General features: G+C 34.3%; 17 protein-coding genes and 1 other RNA gene. 8 read left to right on the top strand and 10 right to left on the bottom strand.

Going from position 1 to position 19772, the window contains the following annotated elements:
- Nucleotides 1-2035: Calx-beta domain-containing protein (locus IQ05_RS08855; RefSeq protein WP_208653359.1), on the bottom strand; the 2035-nt coding region annotated here is incomplete at its 3' end.
- Between the two features lie 668 nt (nucleotides 2036-2703).
- On the opposite strand from IQ05_RS08855, the gene IQ05_RS08850 reads away from it, so the two are divergent.
- The 3 genes from IQ05_RS08850 (at nucleotide 2704) to IQ05_RS08840 (ending at nucleotide 6238) form a co-directional block, all read left to right on the top strand.
- Entirely contained in the window at nucleotides 2704-3189 is a 486-nt protein-coding gene (locus IQ05_RS08850) for a SixA phosphatase family protein (RefSeq protein ID WP_144892105.1), read from the top strand.
- Complete coding sequence (gene ppk1 / locus IQ05_RS08845) at nucleotides 3186-5273, top strand: polyphosphate kinase 1 (protein ID WP_144892103.1); 2088 nt, start codon at nucleotides 3186-3188, stop codon at nucleotides 5271-5273. The genes IQ05_RS08850 and ppk1 overlap by 4 nt, the downstream gene beginning before the upstream one ends.
- A 74-nt stretch (nucleotides 5274-5347) precedes the next feature.
- Nucleotides 5348-6238, top strand: coding sequence for a Ppx/GppA phosphatase family protein (locus IQ05_RS08840; RefSeq protein ID WP_144892101.1), 891 nt, complete (start codon nucleotides 5348-5350; stop codon nucleotides 6236-6238).
- A gap of 16 nt (nucleotides 6239-6254) precedes the next feature.
- Here the strand turns inward: IQ05_RS08840 and IQ05_RS08835 are convergent, their stop codons facing one another.
- Nucleotides 6255-6629, bottom strand: a complete 375-nt coding sequence (locus tag IQ05_RS08835) for a DNA polymerase III (RefSeq protein WP_244289553.1) — start codon at nucleotides 6627-6629, stop codon at nucleotides 6255-6257.
- A 49-nt stretch (nucleotides 6630-6678) separates the two neighbouring features.
- On the opposite strand from IQ05_RS08835, the gene IQ05_RS08830 reads away from it, so the two are divergent.
- Nucleotides 6679-6876 carry a hypothetical protein gene (locus IQ05_RS08830; RefSeq protein ID WP_144892099.1) on the top strand — a complete coding sequence of 66 codons (198 nt, stop codon included), beginning with the start codon at nucleotides 6679-6681 and terminating at the stop codon, nucleotides 6874-6876.
- Between the two features lie 28 nt (nucleotides 6877-6904).
- On the opposite strand, the gene dnaX is transcribed toward IQ05_RS08830, so the two are convergent.
- The 3 genes from dnaX to IQ05_RS08815 form a co-directional block, all read right to left on the bottom strand.
- A complete protein-coding gene (gene dnaX, locus IQ05_RS08825) occupies nucleotides 6905-7990 on the bottom strand; it encodes a DNA polymerase III subunit gamma/tau (protein WP_086454191.1) in 1086 nt (361 codons plus the stop codon).
- 44 nt (nucleotides 7991-8034) lie between these two features.
- Complete coding sequence (locus tag IQ05_RS08820) at nucleotides 8035-8700, bottom strand: hypothetical protein (RefSeq protein WP_144892097.1); 666 nt, start codon at nucleotides 8698-8700, stop codon at nucleotides 8035-8037.
- A gap of 287 nt (nucleotides 8701-8987) precedes the next feature.
- Nucleotides 8988-9287, bottom strand: coding sequence for a hypothetical protein (locus IQ05_RS08815; protein WP_144892095.1), 300 nt, complete (start codon nucleotides 9285-9287; stop codon nucleotides 8988-8990).
- Nucleotides 9288-9407: 120 nt separating this feature from the next.
- Here IQ05_RS08815 and rnpB point away from each other — a divergent pair.
- Nucleotides 9408-9737: RNase P RNA component class A (gene rnpB, locus IQ05_RS08810), an RNA gene on the top strand.
- An 11-nt stretch (nucleotides 9738-9748) separates the two neighbouring features.
- On the opposite strand, the gene IQ05_RS08805 is transcribed toward rnpB, so the two are convergent.
- From IQ05_RS08805 to IQ05_RS08790, 4 genes are read right to left on the bottom strand one after another with little or no spacing between them, the layout of a single operon-like run.
- Nucleotides 9749-11533: a chloride channel protein gene (locus tag IQ05_RS08805; protein ID WP_144892093.1), complete on the bottom strand. Its 1785-nt coding sequence runs from the start codon at nucleotides 11531-11533 to the stop codon at nucleotides 9749-9751.
- Nucleotides 11534-11556: 23 nt separating this feature from the next.
- Entirely contained in the window at nucleotides 11557-12240 is a 684-nt protein-coding gene (locus tag IQ05_RS08800) for a DNA alkylation repair protein (RefSeq protein ID WP_144892091.1), read from the bottom strand.
- Between the two features lie 44 nt (nucleotides 12241-12284).
- A complete protein-coding gene (gene ggt, locus IQ05_RS08795) occupies nucleotides 12285-13970 on the bottom strand; it encodes a gamma-glutamyltransferase (RefSeq protein ID WP_144892089.1) in 1686 nt (561 codons plus the stop codon).
- On the bottom strand, nucleotides 13967-14551 hold the full coding sequence (locus tag IQ05_RS08790; protein ID WP_144892087.1) for an acyl carrier protein phosphodiesterase: 585 nt from the start codon (nucleotides 14549-14551) through the stop codon (nucleotides 13967-13969). The genes ggt and IQ05_RS08790 overlap by 4 nt, the downstream gene beginning before the upstream one ends.
- A 118-nt stretch (nucleotides 14552-14669) precedes the next feature.
- Between IQ05_RS08790 and glmM the strand changes: the two genes are divergently transcribed.
- The 3 genes from glmM (at nucleotide 14670) to IQ05_RS08775 (ending at nucleotide 18738) form a co-directional block, all read left to right on the top strand.
- Nucleotides 14670-16058 (top strand): phosphoglucosamine mutase, encoded by a 1389-nt coding sequence (gene glmM, locus IQ05_RS08785; protein ID WP_144892085.1) that lies wholly within the window; start codon nucleotides 14670-14672, stop codon nucleotides 16056-16058.
- Nucleotides 16059-16242: 184 nt separating this feature from the next.
- Nucleotides 16243-17022: a zinc metalloprotease gene (locus IQ05_RS08780; RefSeq protein WP_144892083.1), complete on the top strand. Its 780-nt coding sequence runs from the start codon at nucleotides 16243-16245 to the stop codon at nucleotides 17020-17022.
- A gap of 231 nt (nucleotides 17023-17253) precedes the next feature.
- On the top strand, nucleotides 17254-18738 hold the full coding sequence (locus tag IQ05_RS08775; protein ID WP_144892081.1) for an aminotransferase class V-fold PLP-dependent enzyme: 1485 nt from the start codon (nucleotides 17254-17256) through the stop codon (nucleotides 18736-18738).
- An 86-nt stretch (nucleotides 18739-18824) separates the two neighbouring features.
- On the opposite strand, the gene IQ05_RS08770 is transcribed toward IQ05_RS08775, so the two are convergent.
- Complete coding sequence (locus IQ05_RS08770) at nucleotides 18825-19694, bottom strand: lysophospholipid acyltransferase family protein (protein WP_144892079.1); 870 nt, start codon at nucleotides 19692-19694, stop codon at nucleotides 18825-18827.
- Nucleotides 19695-19772: the final 78 nt, after the last annotated feature.

Genomic DNA, 19772 nt, shown 5'->3' with positions numbered 1-19772 from the left:
GGAAACTCAAGATGCCACCTTCAGAGATAGAAGCATCTGCGATAGTTACCACTGGTGCATTGTCATCATCTAAAATAGTACCTGTAGCAGTATCAGTTGTAGATCCCACAGTTCCTGTAGAACTGGTAATCGCTACCCTTAAGGTTTCATCAATTTCATCAATAGTATCTGCCGTAGTTTGTACTGTTGCAGTTGCTGTAGTAGAACCTGCAGGGAAAGTTACCGTTACTGGTGTAGTGGTATAATCTCCGTTAGTAGTCGATATATTGGTAAATCCTAAAACAAGGGTGATATCTGTAGCGGATGGGTTACTCAAAGTAACAGGGAAACTCAAGTTTCCACCCTCAGTTATACTAGCATCTGCTATAGTTACCACTGGCGCAGGTAATACAGTTAGTGTTCCTTCAGACGAAATTACAGATGAACATACAAAATTAGATTCTCTAATGATTACTCTATATCTGTATCCATTAAATGTTGATGGAACAGCTGTTAGTGTCAAGGTATTTGTCGTAGCATTACTATAAACCCCACCATTAGATATATTAGTAAAACCAGAGCCTGAATTAACTTGCCACTGGTATTGTGTTACGCCAGATCCACCAGTTGCTGTTACAGCAAAAGTGGTATTTGTACCAGCATTGATTAGTCTATTAACAGGTTGAGATGTAATAGAACTTGATGTTCCCACGGATGTCGCATTAGCATAAGAGCCTGTATACGTAGCTGCAGGTAAATTAACTGTACCATTAGCATTTACTGGCGCTACTGCTCCTCCTGTTTGTCCAAATTGCTGTCCCGAAGCTGCACTAGTAGTATTGTTATAATACTCATTAGCATCCGAACAGCTGTCATTGTCTGAATCTAAGTCTAAATAATCAGCAATACCATCGTTGTCTGTATCAGGAGCAACACAAAATCTTAGATCACCTAATGCCATCCATTGATTTACTTCAGGTGTAGTTCCTTTTTGTCTGTATGATAGCACGATGGACTTTACAGGAACAGTGAAATTAAAGATCATATCTTCATCTAAACCTCCACCTAAAAATGTATTATTTCCTAAGTATGTTGTGTTTGCTCCAAGGGTATAATCAGCTGCCGACATGGTATATGTAGCTCCACCAGTAGTTGTAATTGTAAATTGAGCTTCATCTATAAAATTTGGTCCCGAATCAATATCAAATAAGGTAAAAGACAGGTTGTTTACTGCCCTTGAAAAAGTAAATGTATGGATAGACTCGCCTCCATTAACAGATGACTGATGTAGAGTATAACCGTAGCTAGGATTAGTAACATAATTATTAACACGATAATTTCCAGTTGTATTTGTTGTTGCAGCTATAGCTAGGGTAACTCCATTAAATGATAAAGCTGGATTAGCAGCATCTACTGATGGTCTATCTCCTGTTGCAAAGGTTGTTCCTTCTGCATAATGATTTGCCCATATTAAAGTTGAAGAGGCGCAAACATTCTCTACAGTGTCTGCTACACCATCATTGTCATCATCTAAATCAGTACTATCTGCTACACCATCTTTGTCGGTATCAGGTAAACATCTTACAGTAGAGGTTGTTGCATCAATGTAATCTATCGCTGCGGTTGAATTGTTTGTTGATACCTGTATATAAATGCGTTGCCAATCAAAAGTTGTAAAAAAGGTAAAATCTAAAGCGACATTTGCACCTACTAATTGGTAATTATTAATGCTAGTATTAAAAACAAATACATTTACTCTATTTCCATTATTTCCATTAACAGTTACAGATGTTCCTTTTCTTACAACATTTGTCATATCAAGCACAAGAGCATCATTCGTATTATTAAGAACAGCGACAGTGTTATTAGGGCCTCCTAGAGCATTATTCGGATTACCTACACTATTGGAAAAAGGAACAGTAGCAGCATAATTGTTAGTAATTGCTCCTACTTGCACCTGACCTGTGGTGCAAGGTTGGCTAAAACCTTTGTTATGGAACGCTAAGATGAAAAATAGAGTTAAAAAAATATTTTTTACTAGAGTAAAGTTCTTCATATTAAATTTGGAATAATAGAAACACAAAATTATCTTCAATATAGATAAAATGATAATCTTTTGTTTTTGCTAATACTTATGTTGTTAAAACTATGTTATGAGTAAATTTTTTTTGCTGAATCTTGCATGAAATATTTACTTTTCGCTCTTTAATTGTTTTTTTTATAAATTAAATTCTAAAGGAAATACATTGTATTTATTAGAATTTAACTAATAATTCCGTTTTTTATTAATGTAAAATTTTATACCAATATTTTTTGTTTAGCTTTTTGTAAAACAATCTTTAAGTATAACTTAAAATTTTAATGTTGATTTTTTAAAATTTTTGAAAACAAAGGTAATTATTATTTATTTAATTCAAATTTTACTCTTTTAATGACCTAAATAGCCGATAAATGACTAAAAATAGACTATGATCGAGTTATTTTATTGCTAATTTTGACTTAATCACTCTTAATTTTTTAAGAATGGATATGATAACTTATTTTCTTATTTACAAGTTACTAATTTATTATACAGTTCTCTATAATTTATCAAAAATAAAATAATTGTGAATCAAATTATTAAAACACCTAATTTGCCCTGCAAATAATTACGTTTTTTTTTGTACTTTGGTTTTACTTTTAATTCATGTTGAATCGGTTAATAAATGCCAAATAATGTAAAGTATGAAAAATTTAATTTTGGTTAGGCATGCAAAATCGAGTTGGGAGGTTCCCGTTCAGGATAAAGATCGAGTTTTAACATGTAATGGTATGAAAGATGCTCATCTTGTAGCAGGTCATGTGAAATCTTTGTTGCCAAAAACATTTACTATATGGTGCAGTATTGCCAAAAGAACTACAAATACGGCGTTAATTTTTGCACAAAATTTTTTGTTTCCGCTTGACAGTATCATTTACAAAGACGACCTTTATACCTTTGATAGAAAACAGCTCCAAAAAGTGGTTGAATCTTGTCCAGATGACATAGAGAGTTTGATGATTTTTGGTCACAACGAAGCTATCACTGATTTTGTCAATCGTTACGGGGATGTGTCCATAGATAACGTTCCTACATCAGGCTTAGTTTTTTTAAAGTTTGATTCGCCACATTGGAAAACCATTAAAAAAGCTAAAACAGAACATATACTATTTCCGAAAGATTTAAAATGAATAAAACGTTAGCATACAAATATATTGATAGAGAAAAAAGCTGGTTGGCTTTTAATGCAAGAGTTTTGCAAGAGGCGGGTGACACTTCGGTTCCATTATTGGATCGTTTGCGATTTTTAGGCATATTTTCGAATAATTTAGATGAGTTTTTTAGAGTTCGTTTTGCAGCTATAAGACGTTTAAGTTTAACCGGAATCACTGGTGAAAAATACCTAGGAGGAATTTCGGCACAACAACTGGTAAAAGATATTACCGAAATTGTAATTGAACAACAATCTGAAAGTTTACGAATTCTAAATATTATAGAAAGTGAACTAGAAACAAAAAATATTTTCATCATCACCGAAGCAGATATCTCTATTGAGCAAGAAATTTTCTTAAAAGATTTTTTCATTCAAAAAGTGAGCCCTGAGTTGGTGACTATCATTTTGAATGATTTGGCTGAATTTCCTGTCCTCAAGGATACCTCTGGTTATTTAGCCATAAAATTGGTTATGAAAAAGGACGATGAAGTACGTTATGCAGTAATTGAAATTCCAAAAACCATCAATCGCTTTGTGGTCTTGCCATCTCACGATGAAAAGCAATATATCATCCTTTTGGATGATGTGATCCGACACAATTTAAATAATATTTTCAACATTTTTGATTATGAAAGTGTTTCGGCACACATGATAAAAATCACTAGAGATGCGCAACTTGACATTGATAGTGATTTGAGTAAAAGCATGATTGAGAAAATTTCCTTGAGCGTAAAAGACAGGAGAATAGGAGAACCAGTACGATTTATTTACGATCAATTGATTGAAGAGGATACATTGAATTTTTTCTTGGATAAAATGAAAATTGTATCTACCGATAGTATTATTCCTGGTGGTCGATATCATAACAGAAGGGATTATATGGATTTTCCTAATTTAGGGAGATTTGATTTATTGTATGAATCGAAACCGCCGTTGCCTATTCCTGGATTAAGTTTAGAGGGAAGTATGTTAGAAAAAATAAGCGAAAAAGATTATTTGCTGAATGCTCCATACCAGTCTTTTTCATACTTAACCAAATTTTTGAGAGAAGCTGCGTTGGACCCAAAAGTGGTTTCAATAAAAATTACGTTGTACCGTTTGGCCAAAAATTCGCAAATCATTAGTTCCTTAATTAATGCTGCCAAAAACGGAAAAAAAGTAACGGTTCAAATAGAATTACAAGCCCGCTTTGATGAAGCTTCAAACATCTCTTATGCAGAACAAATGCAGCTTGAAGGTATTGAACTTATTTTTGGTATTAAAGGATTAAAGGTACACAGTAAAATATGTGTTATCGAAAGAGTCGAAAATTATAAAATTAAGCGTTATGGGTTTATCTCAACGGGGAATTTTAACGAGTCAACAGCAAAAGTCTATACAGATGTGACTTTGTTTACAAGCCACCAGCAGATCTTGAAAGACATCATGAGAATTTTTGAGTTTTTTGATATTAATTATAGAGTACATCGTTATAAACATTTAATTGTTTCCCCTCATTACACAAGAACTAAGTTTGTGAAATTAATTGACAGGGAAATCATACACGCACTTGCAGGAAGAAAAACGCATATTAAGCTAAAAATGAATAGTTTGTCTGACTTTGCCATGATTGATAAACTTTATGAAGCCAGTCGAGCAGGGGTTAAAATTCAGCTTGAAGTACGAGGAATATGTTCCTTAATTCCTGGAATTCCTGGTATGAGTGATAACATAGAGGCAATTAGTATAGTTGATAATTATTTAGAACATTCAAGAGTGTATATTTTTGGAAATGCAGGACAAACAGAAGTCTATATTTCATCGGCTGATTTTATGTCTAGAAATCTAGACGGTAGAGTAGAGGTTACCTGTCCTATTTATGATCAAGATATTAAAAAAGAACTGATTGACAATTTTGACATTGGCTGGAAAGGGAACGTAAAAGCAAGGTTTCATTCTCATAAATTTGATAACAAATATCGTCCTAGAAACCATAATCCTATCTTTAGAGCGCAGCTAGAAACGTATCGTTATTATGAAAAAAAACTGGAAGATATCACTAAGAAAGAAAAAATAGCATAGTTTTTGTTTTACCAATTACAATTTAACCTGAATAAGATCCGTCACCTTGATCAGGAGTTTCAAACTCAAGAAATATGATTCAAATAAAAAAATACGCTGCAATTGATATTGGCTCAAATGCTATGCGATTGTTAATTGTCAATATTGTGGAACAAGACGGCAAAGAACCGCAATTTAATAAAAGTTCCCTTGTTAGGGTACCTATCCGTTTAGGGCAAGATGCTTTTACAGTGGGTGAAATTTCTGCAGAGAATATCGATAGAATGTGCGATGCGATGAAAGCATTTAATTTACTCATGAAGGTGCACAAAGTAGAGCGTTATATGGCATTTGCAACATCGGCTATGCGCGAAGCGTATAATGGCAAAGAGGTTGTTGCTATCATTAAGAAAAAAGCTGATATAAAAATCGAAATTATTGATGGCAAAAAAGAAGCTGCCATTATTGCTTCAACTGATTTACACCATTTATTAAAATCAGATCAAACCTATCTTTTTGTAGATGTGGGTGGTGGGAGTACGGAATTTACACTATTTTCTAATGGTAAAATGATAACTTCTAGGTCTTTCAAAGCAGGAACAGTGCGCTTACTCAATAACATGGTTTGTGATGTAGTGTGGGAGGAAATTGAAAAATGGATTAAAACCAACACTCAAGAATATGACGAGGTTACACTTATAGGATCTGGTGGAAACATTAATAAATTATTTAAATTATCGGGTAAAATTCAGGAAAAACCATTGTCGTACATCTACATGAATTCACAATATTCTTTTTTGAATTCATTATCTTATGAACAAAGAATATCAGAACTTGGCTTGAATCCAGATCGAGCTGACGTAATTATTCCTGCAACGCGCATCTATATGAATGCTATGAAATGGAGTGGTGCCCGAAATATTTATGTACCCAAAATAGGTCTTTCTGATGGAATTGTAAAAGCCATGTATTACGGAAAAATATAACGTTTTTTTCTTATAATTAAGCGTCTAAATCCAATCCAAATGTGGTGCGTAAAAGCTCTATATTTGGATTTATTTGTAGCAACCTGTTGTAGCGGTCTTGGTCGTTAAAACTTCTTTTTGTTTCTATAGTTTCGTTGACAACTACATTGATAGTAATGTCATGATTGTGTAAATGGCCTTTTAAATAGCCTAACAATCCGTGTAATTCTTTTTCAAAATCTAGCTTAGATCCTTCGTTTGGCAACTCAATTGTTATGGTTGTTCCGTCGAGTTTTGGATCGTTTATGAGAAGTAAGGATTCCATTATTTTAAATCCCTTGTCACCTAACCGTTGTGCATATTTGTTCCAATACACTAACATTTCAGTCTCTGTAAAAGATTCGGTTGGCAAGTGAACAGTTTCTTTTACGATTCCTTTACTGCTCTCCTCTAATGCTTTTTTGGCTCGGATACTAGCGAGTGAAAACGCTGAGACTTTTGGTTCTCCGGTGGTTGAAACGGGAGTAGCCGCAATAGGAGCAGGAATTGTTGTGGCAGGTTTTTGTACTAATACCTCAGCTGGAATTTCTGGTTTACTTTCAGGAGCAGATGTAGAGGTTACCGCCGTTTCTATTTTTTTTGCGACACTAATGGAGTAGTCGTTTTTTCTAAAATACGTGGGTGGAATTATATATTGCTCAACTTTTTTTTTTCTCCATCAATAGTGATAGAGGCAAGTTGCATCAAACAAAGTTCTACAAGCAGTCGCTGGTTTTGACTCAATTTGTATTTTAAATCACAATCGTTTGCAATGTCAATTCCTTTTAATAAAAAATCTTGACTGCATTTTTGAGCCTGTGCACCATACATTTGCTGGGCTTGTTCTCCTACTTCTAACAAAGTTAAAGTAGCTGGAGTTTTAGATACTAGCAAATCTCTAAAATGAGATGCTAGTCCTGATACAAAATGATGTGCGTCAAAACCCTTGGCAAGGATTTCGTTAAAAGCCATTAATAATTCTGGAATTTTGTTTTCCAAAATTAAGTTGGTCATGTTGATGTACGTTTCGTAATCAAGCACATTCAAGTTCTCCGTAACGGCTTGACGGGTTAAGTTTTTCCCGCAAAAAGAAACGACTCTATCAAAAATAGAAAGGGCATCACGCATGGCACCATCCGCTTTTTGAGCTATGATGTGTAAAGCATCGTCTTCAAAAACTACGCCTTGACTGGTAGCCACTTCGGCAAGATGTTCTTTGGCATCTTTTACGGTTATTCTTTTGAAATCAAATATCTGACAACGAGAAAGTATTGTAGGGATGATTTTATGTTTTTCGGTTGTAGCCAAAATAAAAATGGCGTGCTTAGGTGGTTCTTCTAAAGTTTTTAAGAAGGCGTTAAAAGCAGCCGAGGACAACATGTGCACCTCATCAATAATGTATACTTTATATTGCCCAGTTTGGGGTGGGATTCTAACTTGGTCAATTAAATTTCGGATATCATCTACAGAGTTGTTTGAAGCTGCATCTAGTTCAAATACATTGAAAGCAAAATCTTCAGTAGGATCATCATATCCAGGCTGATTGATTTTGCGAGCTAGAATACGAGCGCAGGTGGTTTTACCCACACCACGAGGTCCTGTAAACAACAAAGCCGATGCTAAATGGTTGCTTTCTATAGCATTGAGCAAAGTGCTGGTAATGGCTTTTTGTCCTACAACATCTTTAAAAGTTTGTGGACGGTATTTACGGGCCGATACAACAAATTGTTCCATAGCATTTTTATTGGATAGCAAATATAGGTTTTTTGTTGATTTGTTTATTTACTAATTTGTTTATTTGAAGAAAATCTTTTCCTTGCAAAAATGTAAATTAGAATTGAAAATAATAGCATATTGATAATCAAAGAAATGATTATTCCTTTGTTGTACATTGTATTTTTTTCATTTTCAGAAATTTTATTTTGGGATAATTTATAGGCTCTTAATTCTTCTAACTGATAAATAAAACTTCTTAATGATTCTATTTTGAATTCCAAGTAGTTGATCTTATAATCAGTTTCAGTAGGCTCGATGATTTTACCAAATTTATCACGCTTAAATTCTGGAGGTGGAGGCCAACCTGGACCAAAATCTTGTGATTGTGAGGGTGAGCACATACTTAAAGATAATTTATAATCTTTATTGAAGTTGCCGTAGATGATCCATAATCCATTTTTATCTGGGAATAATCCACAATCACTTCCTTCAGAAACACCATCAATAGTCTTTGATATATAAATTCCTTTGAAAAGTTCTATGATTTTAAAACTATAAGTTTGATTAATAGTATCCCGTTTTATTAGTTCACCATAAAATACAATATCATATGTATTCAACCCATATTCAACTATATTTTCTTTACCAACTTCAATACATTTACAGGCAAATGAATTGTTAATATTGAATAAGAAGATAATGATCAGGAATAGATTACGCAGTTTCATTTACAAACAATTAAAGTGTGATTACATGCTTTTTTTTTACAAAAATATAGTTTTTTAACCAATTTTTTAAAGCTTATTATTTTTCAAAATTTATATAAGATTTTATATTTTAAATAATACTTCTTTTTGACGAGATTTCCTAGCCCAGATAGCAGTGAAAATCCTTATGCGCCAGTCCCGAAACCTCGGGATGGCGGATAAGATTGTAACGAATAGCTGGATAAAGCTCCTGATAAAAAACGATGTTTAGGATTTGATTTTCAAATTTTTAAACAGATAAAAAAAAACTAAGAATTTCTATCTTTAATGGTGAGATCTAGTAAAACTTTGGCAGCATCATTATCTGAATTTGCTGCATAACCTGCTACAAAAACCCCTTTTTGTCCAGTAGTTGATAGTATACCGTAAACTGTGGCTTCGTCATCTGGATTTGATTCCCCTTCATATCTATAAATATGTTGGATTTCGTAATGACTTGGGTTTTGTATAATGTCTTGGTCGTTAATGTTAAAATCAACAGTAAATCCTTTTTCTTTTAATTCGTCTAAGGCTTTTGAAACGCTGGCGTAATGATACATTTTTGACATAGTATTGTTTTTATGGATAAAATGGTAAGGTAACTGTTTTATTATGAATTGGTTGTGAAGGTCTTGTTAAAGTATGTGGTAGAAAATGAGATAAAAAGATTTAATAATGCTAAATTTGCCGCCGCAGACCGCCTTATCGTCGTCTTGTCTTTATGGGCGAGAGGGAGGAAAGTCCGGACACCACAGAGAAGCATAGCGGGTAACACCCGTCGGTCTCGTCTTCACGGACGAGATTAGGACAAGTGCAACAGAAAGTATGTACAGGTAATGCTGTAGTGAAACCAGGTAAACTCTATGCGGTGAAATATCAAGTATATCAGCATTTAAGGGTTTCTCGTCCGTTGCTGAAGGGTAGATAGCTTGAGTCCAAGAGTAATTTTGGATCTAGATAAATGATAAGGGTTTTGAGTAATCGAAATACAGAATCCGGCTTATAGGTCTGCTTTTTTTCTTCTAAATTGTTACTCTATTGTCATGGATTTTAGTTTTGTTCTATAGGCTTCAAGAGCCACCGACTTTGATATAAAACCATGATATTTACCCTCTTTAAGTACAGGTAAGAATGCTTTTTTCGACTTTTCGAATTTATTCATGACTTGTTCCATACTGTCAAAGGGTGCAATAGTTTCTACAGGTGCCATCATGATTTCTTTCACCAAAGTATATTTGACACGATAAGTGTTAAAAATGATTTCGCGAATATCATTAAAATGGACAATTCCAATTAAGTTTTGTTGGGCATCAATGACACCAAAAATAACTTGATTCGAATGAGAAATAAGATCTACTAAGAGTTCTAAGTTTTCATCAGGAGTTACCGTTAAAAAATCAGTTTGAATAATAGTGTTAGTCTCAAGTGTTGAAAGGATATTAGTGTCTTTATTACTGGTAAAGGCATGTCCTTTTTCGACCAAGTTTTTGACATCCATGGAGTGTTTTTCAAAACGTTTAGAAATGGCAAAACTGATAGAAGCCACAATCATAAGCGGAATCATTAAATTGTAACCTCCGGTTATTTCGGCAATCAAGAATATAGCGGTTAGTGGCGCATGAAATAATCCGCTTAATATTCCTGCCATTCCTACTAGTGTGAAATTGCTAACGGGTAATTTTGTAAGTCCTGTGAGGTTTAGAAATTTAGAAAAAAAGAATCCTACATAAGAACCTAAAAATAAAGAAGGAGCAAAATTACCTCCGTTACCACCACTATTAATTGTAATGCTGGTTGCAAAAACTTTGAGCATCATAGTGGCACCCACAAAGAGTAAAAGCACCCAGCTATTGTTTCTAAAGCCACTAAAAAGTGTGTGTTCTAGTAATTTACCAGGATCACTCTCTGAAAGGGTTTTGATGCTTTCATATCCTTCACCAAAAAGTGTTGGGAAAACAACAATTAATAATGCTAAAATACTTGCGCCAAAGAGCCCTTTCTTGAAGGGAGAAAATTTTAAGCGTCCAAAAAAATGTTCTACTCTTTGAAAATTTCTAGAGTAGTACACGGCTATTAATCCAGTGAAAATACCAAGAAGTACATAGTATAAAATGTTGTGGTAATCAAAACTTTGTTGTTGTTTGAACGACAAAAGAATTTCTTCGTCTAGTACAATTACAGAAACTAATGCTCCCGTTGCAGCGGCAATCATTATGGGGGTAAAGGCAGCTATACTAACATCAACTAATAAAACTTCAATGGCAAATAGAACTCCAGCAATGGGTGCGTTGAACGCCGCTGCAATTCCTGCAGCTACACCACAGCCTATCAAAAGAGTTCTGTCTTTATAGCTTAATTTATAGTTTTGAGCATAATTTGATCCAAAAGCAGCACCGGTAATTACAATAGGACTCTCTAAACCTGCTGATCCGCCTAGTCCAACAGTGAGTGAGCTCGTTACAATTTGGGCATACATTTGTTTTCTAGGAATTATACTTGCTTTTTTTGCAACAGCATATAGTATTTGAGAAGTCCCTTTTTGAATGCTTCCGCCCAATACTTTTTTAACCACCAGAATAGTAAGTAAAATTCCAATGATGGGTAATATACTAGTCAGAAAACCAAGTTTTAAAATGCCACTTACGTACGTTGCAAAAATAAACACCCAGTGTGCAAAAGTTTTCAATACAATTACTGCAAAAGCGGCTGAAATACCCACTAATACTGCTGATAAAAAGATAAATTGTTTGGGAGTCAATATAGATTGCGCTACTGAAATAACGGTTTCTAACCTTGAAATATATTTTTTGAACATGATTTTTTAAATGATTCACAAAGCTACATTATTTTAAGCGAACCACTATTTTTAAGGGCTTCTTTTGTGCTTAAAGGTTTTAATTTATTCGAATTTACAAAGATAAGGACTGCTTCAGGATTTGTTTTAGCATATTCACGAAGCGCCCAACCGATGGCTTTTTGAATGAAAAATTCAGAAGAATATGCGTATTTTAAACAGAGCCTAAAAAGGACATCTGCATTCGTTTCTTGTTTATATCCCAATTGAAAAAGGATCAAACTACGATGCAACCATATACTCTCTTGACTTGAAAATCTTGTGATAACGTTCTCGTTTTCTGTGGGGAATTGCAGTAAATAAGCTCCCAAAATATATTTAGTGATGGTATCAACGCTATCCCACCAAGATTGCTGCAATATTAGTTTTTCAATCCAATCTATATCCGTAATACTGTAGGTCTTTTTCTTTTCTTTTATTAGAATTTCAATGGCGCAATAATGGAATTCACGTTCTGGTTTGTCAAAAAGAGTTTGAGCAATTTGTATAGAATGATGGTGTACTTCTTGTTGATTTTGTTTCCAAATTTCTTTAAATAGTTTTCTTCTTTCGGTGGTGCGAATACCAAAAAAGGAAAACTTATTGCGCATGTATTGCGACATTGCAAACGCTTTTTCTGTATTTCTATTTTGTTCAAACGCCTTTTCGAGTGCTGGAATAAAGTTCATGGAGACAGAATTTAAAAAAATTGTTTCGGTTTTTTAGTTACAACTTAAAACCCAACTGCTTTGTTATCGCCTCTTTTATCAGCTCCGCCTTCAAGTTTGCCATTGGGTAAAACTAAAATGGCATCTACAGCACCTATAATTTCTTTGTCTCTTTCATTGATAGTGTAGCCTTTTTGTTTGAGTTGCAATAGCAAATCTTTGTTGAAAGAATTAGGTTCGAAAATAATTTCATCAGGCAACCATTGGTGGTGAAATCGAGGTGTATCTACTGCCTCTTGCATACTTAAATTAAATTCATATACGTTTAAAATAGTTTGTAAAACCGATGTGATAATAGTTGATCCTCCGGGAGTTCCTACTACCATGTAAAGTTTTTTATCTTTTTCGATGATGGTGGGAGTCATAGAACTTAGCATTCTTTTTTCAGGGGCAATACTGTTGGCTTTACTTCCGGTAAGACCGTAGAGATTTGGGACACCTGGTTTTGCGCTAAAATCATCCATTTGATTGTTCAAGAAAAAACCCAGTTCATCACAGTATATTTTGGAACCATAATTATCATTTAAGGTTGTTGTTGCGGCTATCGCATTCCCAAAAGGATCTACAATAGAGTAGTGTGTGGTTTGATCACTTTCATATCCTGTTATTTCACCGTGTGCAACATCTGTAGATTTGGTGGCTTTGTCAAAGCTGAAAGTATTCATTCTGTTTTTTAAGTACGTAGCATCAAGTAATTGAGAAGTTGGAATTTTTACAAAATCAGGATCTCCAAGAAAAAAGTTACGATCAGCATACGCTCTTCGTTCGGCTTCGGTAATCAATTGAATGGCTTTTTGACTGTTGTGTCCCATTTGCGCAAGCGGATAAGGCTCAATCATAGTCATGATTTGGTTCAAACAGATTCCACCACTACTGGGTGGTGCCATAGAAGTTATTTTTAAATCTTTATAATCAAATGTAATTGGTTTTCTCCATTTTGCTTCGTACTTCTTTAAATCTTCAAGAGTTATAGCACCGTTCTTTTGAGTGAGAAAAGCAATCAGTTTCTCTGCGGTTTCTCCAGTGTAAAATTCCTCTTTTCCATATTGTGAAATTCTTTTAAGCGTATTTGCTAACGCTTTGTATTTGATGGTATCGTTTGCTTTATAAACTTGAGAGAATAAGCTGTTTGGTCCGTTTTCTTTAATAAAAACCGCTCTAAAAGCTGCTAGACTTTTGGCTTGATTGGGTGTTACAACTACGCCTCTTTCTGCGAGAGCAATTACAGGTTTTAATATTTCACTAATGGGAAGTGAACCGTATTTTTTGTGTACTTCAAAAACACCTGCAATGGTTCCAGGTACACCTGATGCATGTGCTGTTGCAGTACTTTTACCTTTTATAACATTTCCATTTTGGTCTAAGAACATATCGTTTTTGGCTGACAAAGGTGCTTTTTCTCTATAATCAATAGAGCCAGTTTCTCCGTTAGCTTTCCTGTAAACCATAAAACCTCCGCCGCCTATATTTCCCGCTTGCGGATGGGCTACAGCCAATGCTAATTCGGTAGCTACCATAGCGTCAAATGCGTTACCTCCTTTTTTCATTATGTCGACTCCTATTTGAGATGCTTCTTCACGCGCAGAAACTACCATTGCTTTGGAAGTCACAAGTCCGGTGGGATTTACTGCTTTTTCTTGGGATTTACATCCAATAGCAATTAAGAAAAGTAACGGTAATAATTTTTTCATAATGTTGATTTTTTGTGGTTTACAAATGAGATTAATTCAGCAAAAAAAAGAGTAAAGTCATTCTCAAATTCACTGTAGAATTCGTTTAATTCATTGCTTGCAAACCTCATTTGGGATTGGTTTTTAGTGCGTTTGTCCATTTGGGTTAAAATTCCATGTATGCCTTCAACTGTTTGGTAACTTACAAGCCAATTTTGATCTATCATGTAAGGCAACATACCTTTTGTTTTCTCTGAGAGTACGCTGTAATTGTTTTGTAAAGAATCATAAAAACGGGCAACAAAGTCTTCTAGCTTTTCAGTAGAATAATGCGTCCAGTTTTTGGCTAAAAAGTGATCGTAAAAAACATCCACAATCACTCCAGCGTAATGATGGTATTTTTCATGAAGTTTTTTTGTACTTTGTCTAAAGATAGGATGCGCATCAGTAAAAGTATCAATGGCTCGATGTAAAACAATACCTTTTTGAATTTCTAACGGGTAGCTTTCATATTGACTACCCCTAATTCCATCAGCCATGAAATTACCAATTTTTAGTAGATCATTTTCGCCAGAAAGGTAAATGTGTGCTAGGAAATTCATGAGATTGCTTTAAAGATTTATAGCATGAAATTTTACGTTCATTTCTATTTTGTAGGCTTCAATTCTTATATTTGTCAGCAATTTAAAATTTAAAATTCAATTTATAAAATATATATCAATGACTTTAATAAAATCAATATCAGGAATTCGAGGTACAATAGGCGGAAACGTAGGGGATAACCTTACTCCTGTTGATGCTGTGAAATTTGCATCGGCTTATGGAACTTGGTTAAAAAGCTACAGTAAGAAAGATAAAATCACGGTAGTTGTAGGACGTGATGCTCGTATATCTGGACCAATGATTCATAATTTGGTAGTAAACACCTTGATTGGTTTGGGTATTGATGTGATTGATTTAGGACTTTCAACTACTCCAACAGTTGAAGTTGCTGTACCACTTGAAAAAGCTGAGGGCGGAATAATATTAACGGCATCGCATAATCCAAAACAGTGGAATGCTTTGAAATTATTGAACGAAAAAGGGGAGTTTTTAAATGGTGAAGAGGGACTTAAAATTCTTGAAATTGCGGAAAGCGAAGGTTTTAATTTTTCGGATGTGGATGATTTAGGAACTATCACAATTAATGATGCCTACATGGATATTCACATTGACGAGGTTTTAAACTTACCATTAGTAGATATTGAAGCTGTAAAAGCAGCAAAGTTTAAGGTTGTTGTTGATGGAGTAAACTCATCAGGTGGAATTATTATTCCTAGATTATTAGAATTAATGGGCGTTGAAGTGGTAGAACTTTACTGCGAACCAAACGGTCATTTTCCTCATAATCCAGAGCCTTTGAAAGAACATTTAACCGATATTTCGGAATTAGTGGTCAAAGAAAAAGCACATTTAGGAATCGTTGTGGATCCAGATGTGGATCGTTTGGCATTCATTTGTGAAGATGGCGAAATGTTTGGCGAAGAATACACTTTAGTGGCTTGTGCCGATTATGTTTTGAGTAAAACTCCAGGAAATACGGTTTCTAATATGTCATCTTCTCGTGCTTTACGCGATGTTACAAACGCACATAACGGAAACTACGAAGCCAGTGCCGTAGGTGAGGTGAATGTGGTTGAATTGATGAAAAAAAATAATGCAGTTATTGGTGGTGAAGGAAACGGTGGAATTATCTACCCAGAGCTTCATTACGGACGTGATAGTTTGGTAGGAGTAGCTTTGTTTTTGACGCATTTGGCAAACAAAAAAATGACGGTTTCGGCATTGCGTGCTTCGTATCCGGAATATTACATGAGTAAAAATAAAATTGAATTGACACCTCAAATTGATGTAGATGCTATCCTTGTTGCCATGACCGAAAAGTACAAGAACGAAGATATCACTACTATTGACGGTGTAAAAATTGATTTTGCCGAAAATTGGGTTCACCTAAGAAAATCAAATACAGAGCCTATTATTCGTATTTATACCGAAGCAGCCTCTCAAGAGCTAGCAGATCAATTAGCACTTAGAATTATTGATGAAATTAAAGCAGTTGCTGGTATTTAATGAATAGAATTTTTAAACCCTTTTGTATTTTTCAAAAGGTTTTTTTAAAAATAATACAATTGTAAGTCTAAAGATGTGTTTTTTTCGTAGATGATACTTAGTTTGAAAAGGGTTTTCGATTTTTCTGTTGTATAATAAAGACGAATTGTAAAACGAAATAAAAAAAGATTTAAAATTTATATTTATGAAAAAAATTTCTGCACTTTTTGCATTTTGCCTAGTTCTATTTGTTGCTTCTTGTTCAAAAGATGAGAATAGTTTAGATCCAGATCCAATTACAGTTGATAAAAATTTGAACAAACAGCAAACCGGTAGCTCTGCAAATGATTTATTATCTGATAGGAAATTTAAAAGTTTGGTAATTGAAGTGGTTTATGTAAATGGTTTTGAGCCTAGTGCCGCTGCTATTACTAATTTTGTCAATTTTTTAAGCGCAAGAACGTTTAAGCCTGCTGGTATTACTGTTGTAAAACGTGGAATTCCTTCACCAGGAACGGCACCATATTCAAACGAAGAAATAGTTAGTATTGAGGATGCTAATAGAACTAAATACAATTCAGCTGACCAAATTGCGGTGTGGGCTTTTTTTGCTGATGGAAAATCAGATAAGGATGTTGGAAATTCATTTGTTTTAGGAACTGCTTATCGCAATACTTCTGTAGTGATTTATGAACAAACTGTTCATGGATTGAGTGACAGTGCTTTTGAACCCAACAGAAGCGCGCTGGAATCCACAGTAATCACTCATGAGTTTGGACATATTTTAAGTTTGACAAATTTTGGAACTGCAATGCAAAGCAATCATGAAGATGCAGAACATCCAAAACATTGTAACAATAAATCATGTCTGATGTATTGGTCATTTGAATTGAGTGCAGGTATAGGCAGTATGGGTTCTTCAAGTACTATACCGCAACTTGACTCCCAATGTATTGCGGACCTTCGTGCCAATGGAGGAAGATAGTAGGCAAATAATTTATTTTCTTAAATTTTCAGGAATTCGAAAAATAATTATGATTCATAAGTACACTTTTTCTGGATTTTTGTTGGCAACATTAAAATCATTAAAATGTTACTTTCAATTGAATTAATATGAAGTGAAAATGACTCAATTTAAATAAATCAAAGCTGTTAGGGATTTCAATTTGGAGAAATTACAATAAAACCTTTATCTTTGATGTAAATTAAGAGTGCCATGAATGTAGTAGCAACTAAAACGGAGTTAGAACTTTATTTTGATCAATTTAGAAATCATATTATTGGTTTAAACCAAGAATTTGAATCACCTTACGGGAAACAAAAAATTGTCTACACTGATTGGACCGCAAGCGGAAGGTTATACCGACCAATTGAAGAAAAATTAATGAATGAATTTGGCCCTTTTGTAGCCAATACACATACTGAGACCACCATTTCTGGGACTGCCATGACAAAGGCTTATCACAAAGCACGTCACATCATCAAACATCATGTGAATGCTAGTGCTGATGATATTCTCATAACAGATGGAACCGGAATGACAGGTGTGGTAAACAAGTTTCAAAGAATATTGGGCTTAAAAGTTCCTGAAAATCTAAAGAGTTTTATCACGATTCCTGCCGAAAAAAAGCCGATTGTTTTTATTTCGCACATGGAACATCATTCAAACCAAACGTCTTGGCTAGAAACAATTGCTGATGTTGAGGTAATTCCAGCTACTGAGGATGGACTTTTTAGTTTAGAAAATCTAGAAAAATTATTAGATAAATATAAAGAAAGACCTTTTAAAATTGCATCCATAACATCATGCTCTAATGTTACGGGTATCAAAACGCCTTATCATGCGGTAGCCAAAATGATGCATCAAAACAACGGATTATGTTTTGTTGATTTTGCTTGTTCAGGCCCATACGTAAAAATAGACATGCATCCCGAAGATCGAGAGTCTTATTTAGATGCTATTTTCTTTTCTCCACATAAGTTTTTAGGAGGTCCAGGAACTTGTGGTATCCTTGTTTTTAATAAAAAATTATATCAAAATGTAGTGCCAGATAATCCAGGAGGTGGAACCGTAAGTTGGACAAATCCTTGGGGGGAACACAAATACATAGATAATATTGAGGATAGAGAAGATGGTGGAACTCCCGGTTTTCTTCAGGTTATAAAAAGTGCACTGGCCATTCAACTCAAAGAAAAAATGGGCGTAGATCAAATTTTGAAAAGGGAGCACGAAATTGTAGATTATATTTTTTCTTCATTAGGATTGATTTCCAATATTAAAATTTTAGCCCCACAACATCAAGATAGACTGGGTGTTATTTCTTTTTTTATAGAAGAGCTGCATTTTAATTTGGGTGTAAAATTATTGAACGATAAATTTGGGATACAAACGCGTGGAGGGTGCAGTTGTGCGGGCACATACGGGCATTTTTTACTGCATGTTGACCAAGAAACCTCTAATAAATTAGTCAATGAAATTTCTCTTGGTGATTTAATTCGAAAGCCAGGTTGGATTAGAATGTCAATTCATCCCACTACCACAACAGCTGAAATTGAATATGTGTGTAACGGAATCAAAGCGTTAGCCGAAAATCATAAAATATGGGCATTAGATTATGATTACAACCCAATTAGCAATGAGTTTGTTCATAAAGAAGCTCAGCCACTAGAGGATAATCTTGTGACAAGTTGGTTCTCTTAATAAATTACAAAATTGCTATTTGTAAAAAAAAGGTTAAAACAAAAATAAGACTCAATACTGAAGACTGAAAACGGAGACCGTTAGACTTATCTTCTATGTTTCCATCGTTTATGAGTCCAGAAATAATATTCAGGTGCTTCAATTATTTGTTTTTCAACTTCTTTGATGTAACGGTGTGTGATTTCAAAATCAGGTAGCGATTTTGCATCCTCTGCAATTGGTATTATTGTAGCTTCATAAAAACCACGTTTTACTTTTTTCACTTTTGCAAATACGACTGTCATGTCGTACTTTTTAGAAAGCATTTCGGGTCCTGTATGTACTGGAACTTCAATCCCCATAAAGGATTCCCAATGAAATATTCTATCCATTTTAGGAGATTGATCGCTGGCTAATCCATAGACACACTGAATGTTGTTTTTATAATTTTCAGCAATCATTGGGATGGTTTTATTTGTTTGTACTAATTGTGTATTGTACTTAGATCGAATATCTCGAACCAATTTGTCAAAATAAATATTTCCTAGTTTTTTATATACACCAACTCCTTGAATACTTATTTTTTGATTAAGCGTGATTAACCATTCCCAACTTGCATAATGAGAGGCTATAAGCATAATACTTTTGCCTTTTTTTTCATATTCTTGAATGAGCTCTACGTTTGTAATTACAAATCTTCTGTTCATTTCTTCAGAAGAAATTGTAAGTGTTTTGGTCATTTCAAGAAACATATCACATAAATGATGGTACGAATTTTTTTCAATAAGCAAACGTTCTTGTTGGCTAAGATGCGGCAAAGCCAATGCAATATTAGCACGAACCACTTTTTTACGATAACCAATGACATAATACATCAAGAAATAAACTCCATTTGAGATGCCATACAACATAGGAAATGGTAAAATAGAGATGAACCAAAGAAAAGGGTAGGCTAATATGAAAACAAGTAACTGCATGCAGATTTTTTTTTTGACAAATATAACTTAATTTTGATTCTAGATATAATTTCCCTTGCTCGTGAATGAGTATTTGGG

It is taken from the genome of Flavobacterium tiangeerense, assembly GCF_007830355.1.
Classification (GTDB): domain Bacteria; phylum Bacteroidota; class Bacteroidia; order Flavobacteriales; family Flavobacteriaceae; genus Flavobacterium; species Flavobacterium tiangeerense.
The sequence above is the reverse complement of the archived record's forward strand: the minus strand, read 5'-3'. Positions and strand labels throughout refer to the sequence as shown.

Excerpts from the sequence above, each read along its gene's own strand:
- IQ05_RS08850 (WP_144892105.1), top strand. The coding sequence starts at position 2,704 with ATGAAAAATTTAATTTTGGTTAGGCATGCAAAATCGAGTTGGGAGGTT.
- ppk1 (WP_144892103.1), top strand. The coding sequence starts at position 3,186 with ATGAATAAAACGTTAGCATACAAATATATTGATAGAGAAAAAAGCTGG.
- IQ05_RS08840 (WP_144892101.1), top strand. The coding sequence starts at position 5,348 with ATGATTCAAATAAAAAAATACGCTGCAATTGATATTGGCTCAAATGCT.
- dnaX (WP_086454191.1), bottom strand. The coding sequence starts at position 7,990 with ATGGAACAATTTGTTGTATCGGCCCGTAAATACCGTCCACAAACTTTT.
- IQ05_RS08820 (WP_144892097.1), bottom strand. The coding sequence starts at position 8,700 with ATGAAACTGCGTAATCTATTCCTGATCATTATCTTCTTATTCAATATT.
- IQ05_RS08815 (WP_144892095.1), bottom strand. The coding sequence starts at position 9,287 with ATGTCAAAAATGTATCATTACGCCAGCGTTTCAAAAGCCTTAGACGAA.
- IQ05_RS08805 (WP_144892093.1), bottom strand. The coding sequence starts at position 11,533 with ATGTTCAAAAAATATATTTCAAGGTTAGAAACCGTTATTTCAGTAGCG.
- IQ05_RS08800 (WP_144892091.1), bottom strand. The coding sequence starts at position 12,240 with ATGAACTTTATTCCAGCACTCGAAAAGGCGTTTGAACAAAATAGAAAT.
- ggt (WP_144892089.1), bottom strand. The coding sequence starts at position 13,970 with ATGAAAAAATTATTACCGTTACTTTTCTTAATTGCTATTGGATGTAAA.
- IQ05_RS08790 (WP_144892087.1), bottom strand. The coding sequence starts at position 14,551 with ATGAATTTCCTAGCACACATTTACCTTTCTGGCGAAAATGATCTACTA.
- glmM (WP_144892085.1), top strand. The coding sequence starts at position 14,670 with ATGACTTTAATAAAATCAATATCAGGAATTCGAGGTACAATAGGCGGA.
- IQ05_RS08780 (WP_144892083.1), top strand. The coding sequence starts at position 16,243 with ATGAAAAAAATTTCTGCACTTTTTGCATTTTGCCTAGTTCTATTTGTT.
- IQ05_RS08775 (WP_144892081.1), top strand. The coding sequence starts at position 17,254 with ATGAATGTAGTAGCAACTAAAACGGAGTTAGAACTTTATTTTGATCAA.
- IQ05_RS08770 (WP_144892079.1), bottom strand. The coding sequence starts at position 19,694 with ATGCAGTTACTTGTTTTCATATTAGCCTACCCTTTTCTTTGGTTCATC.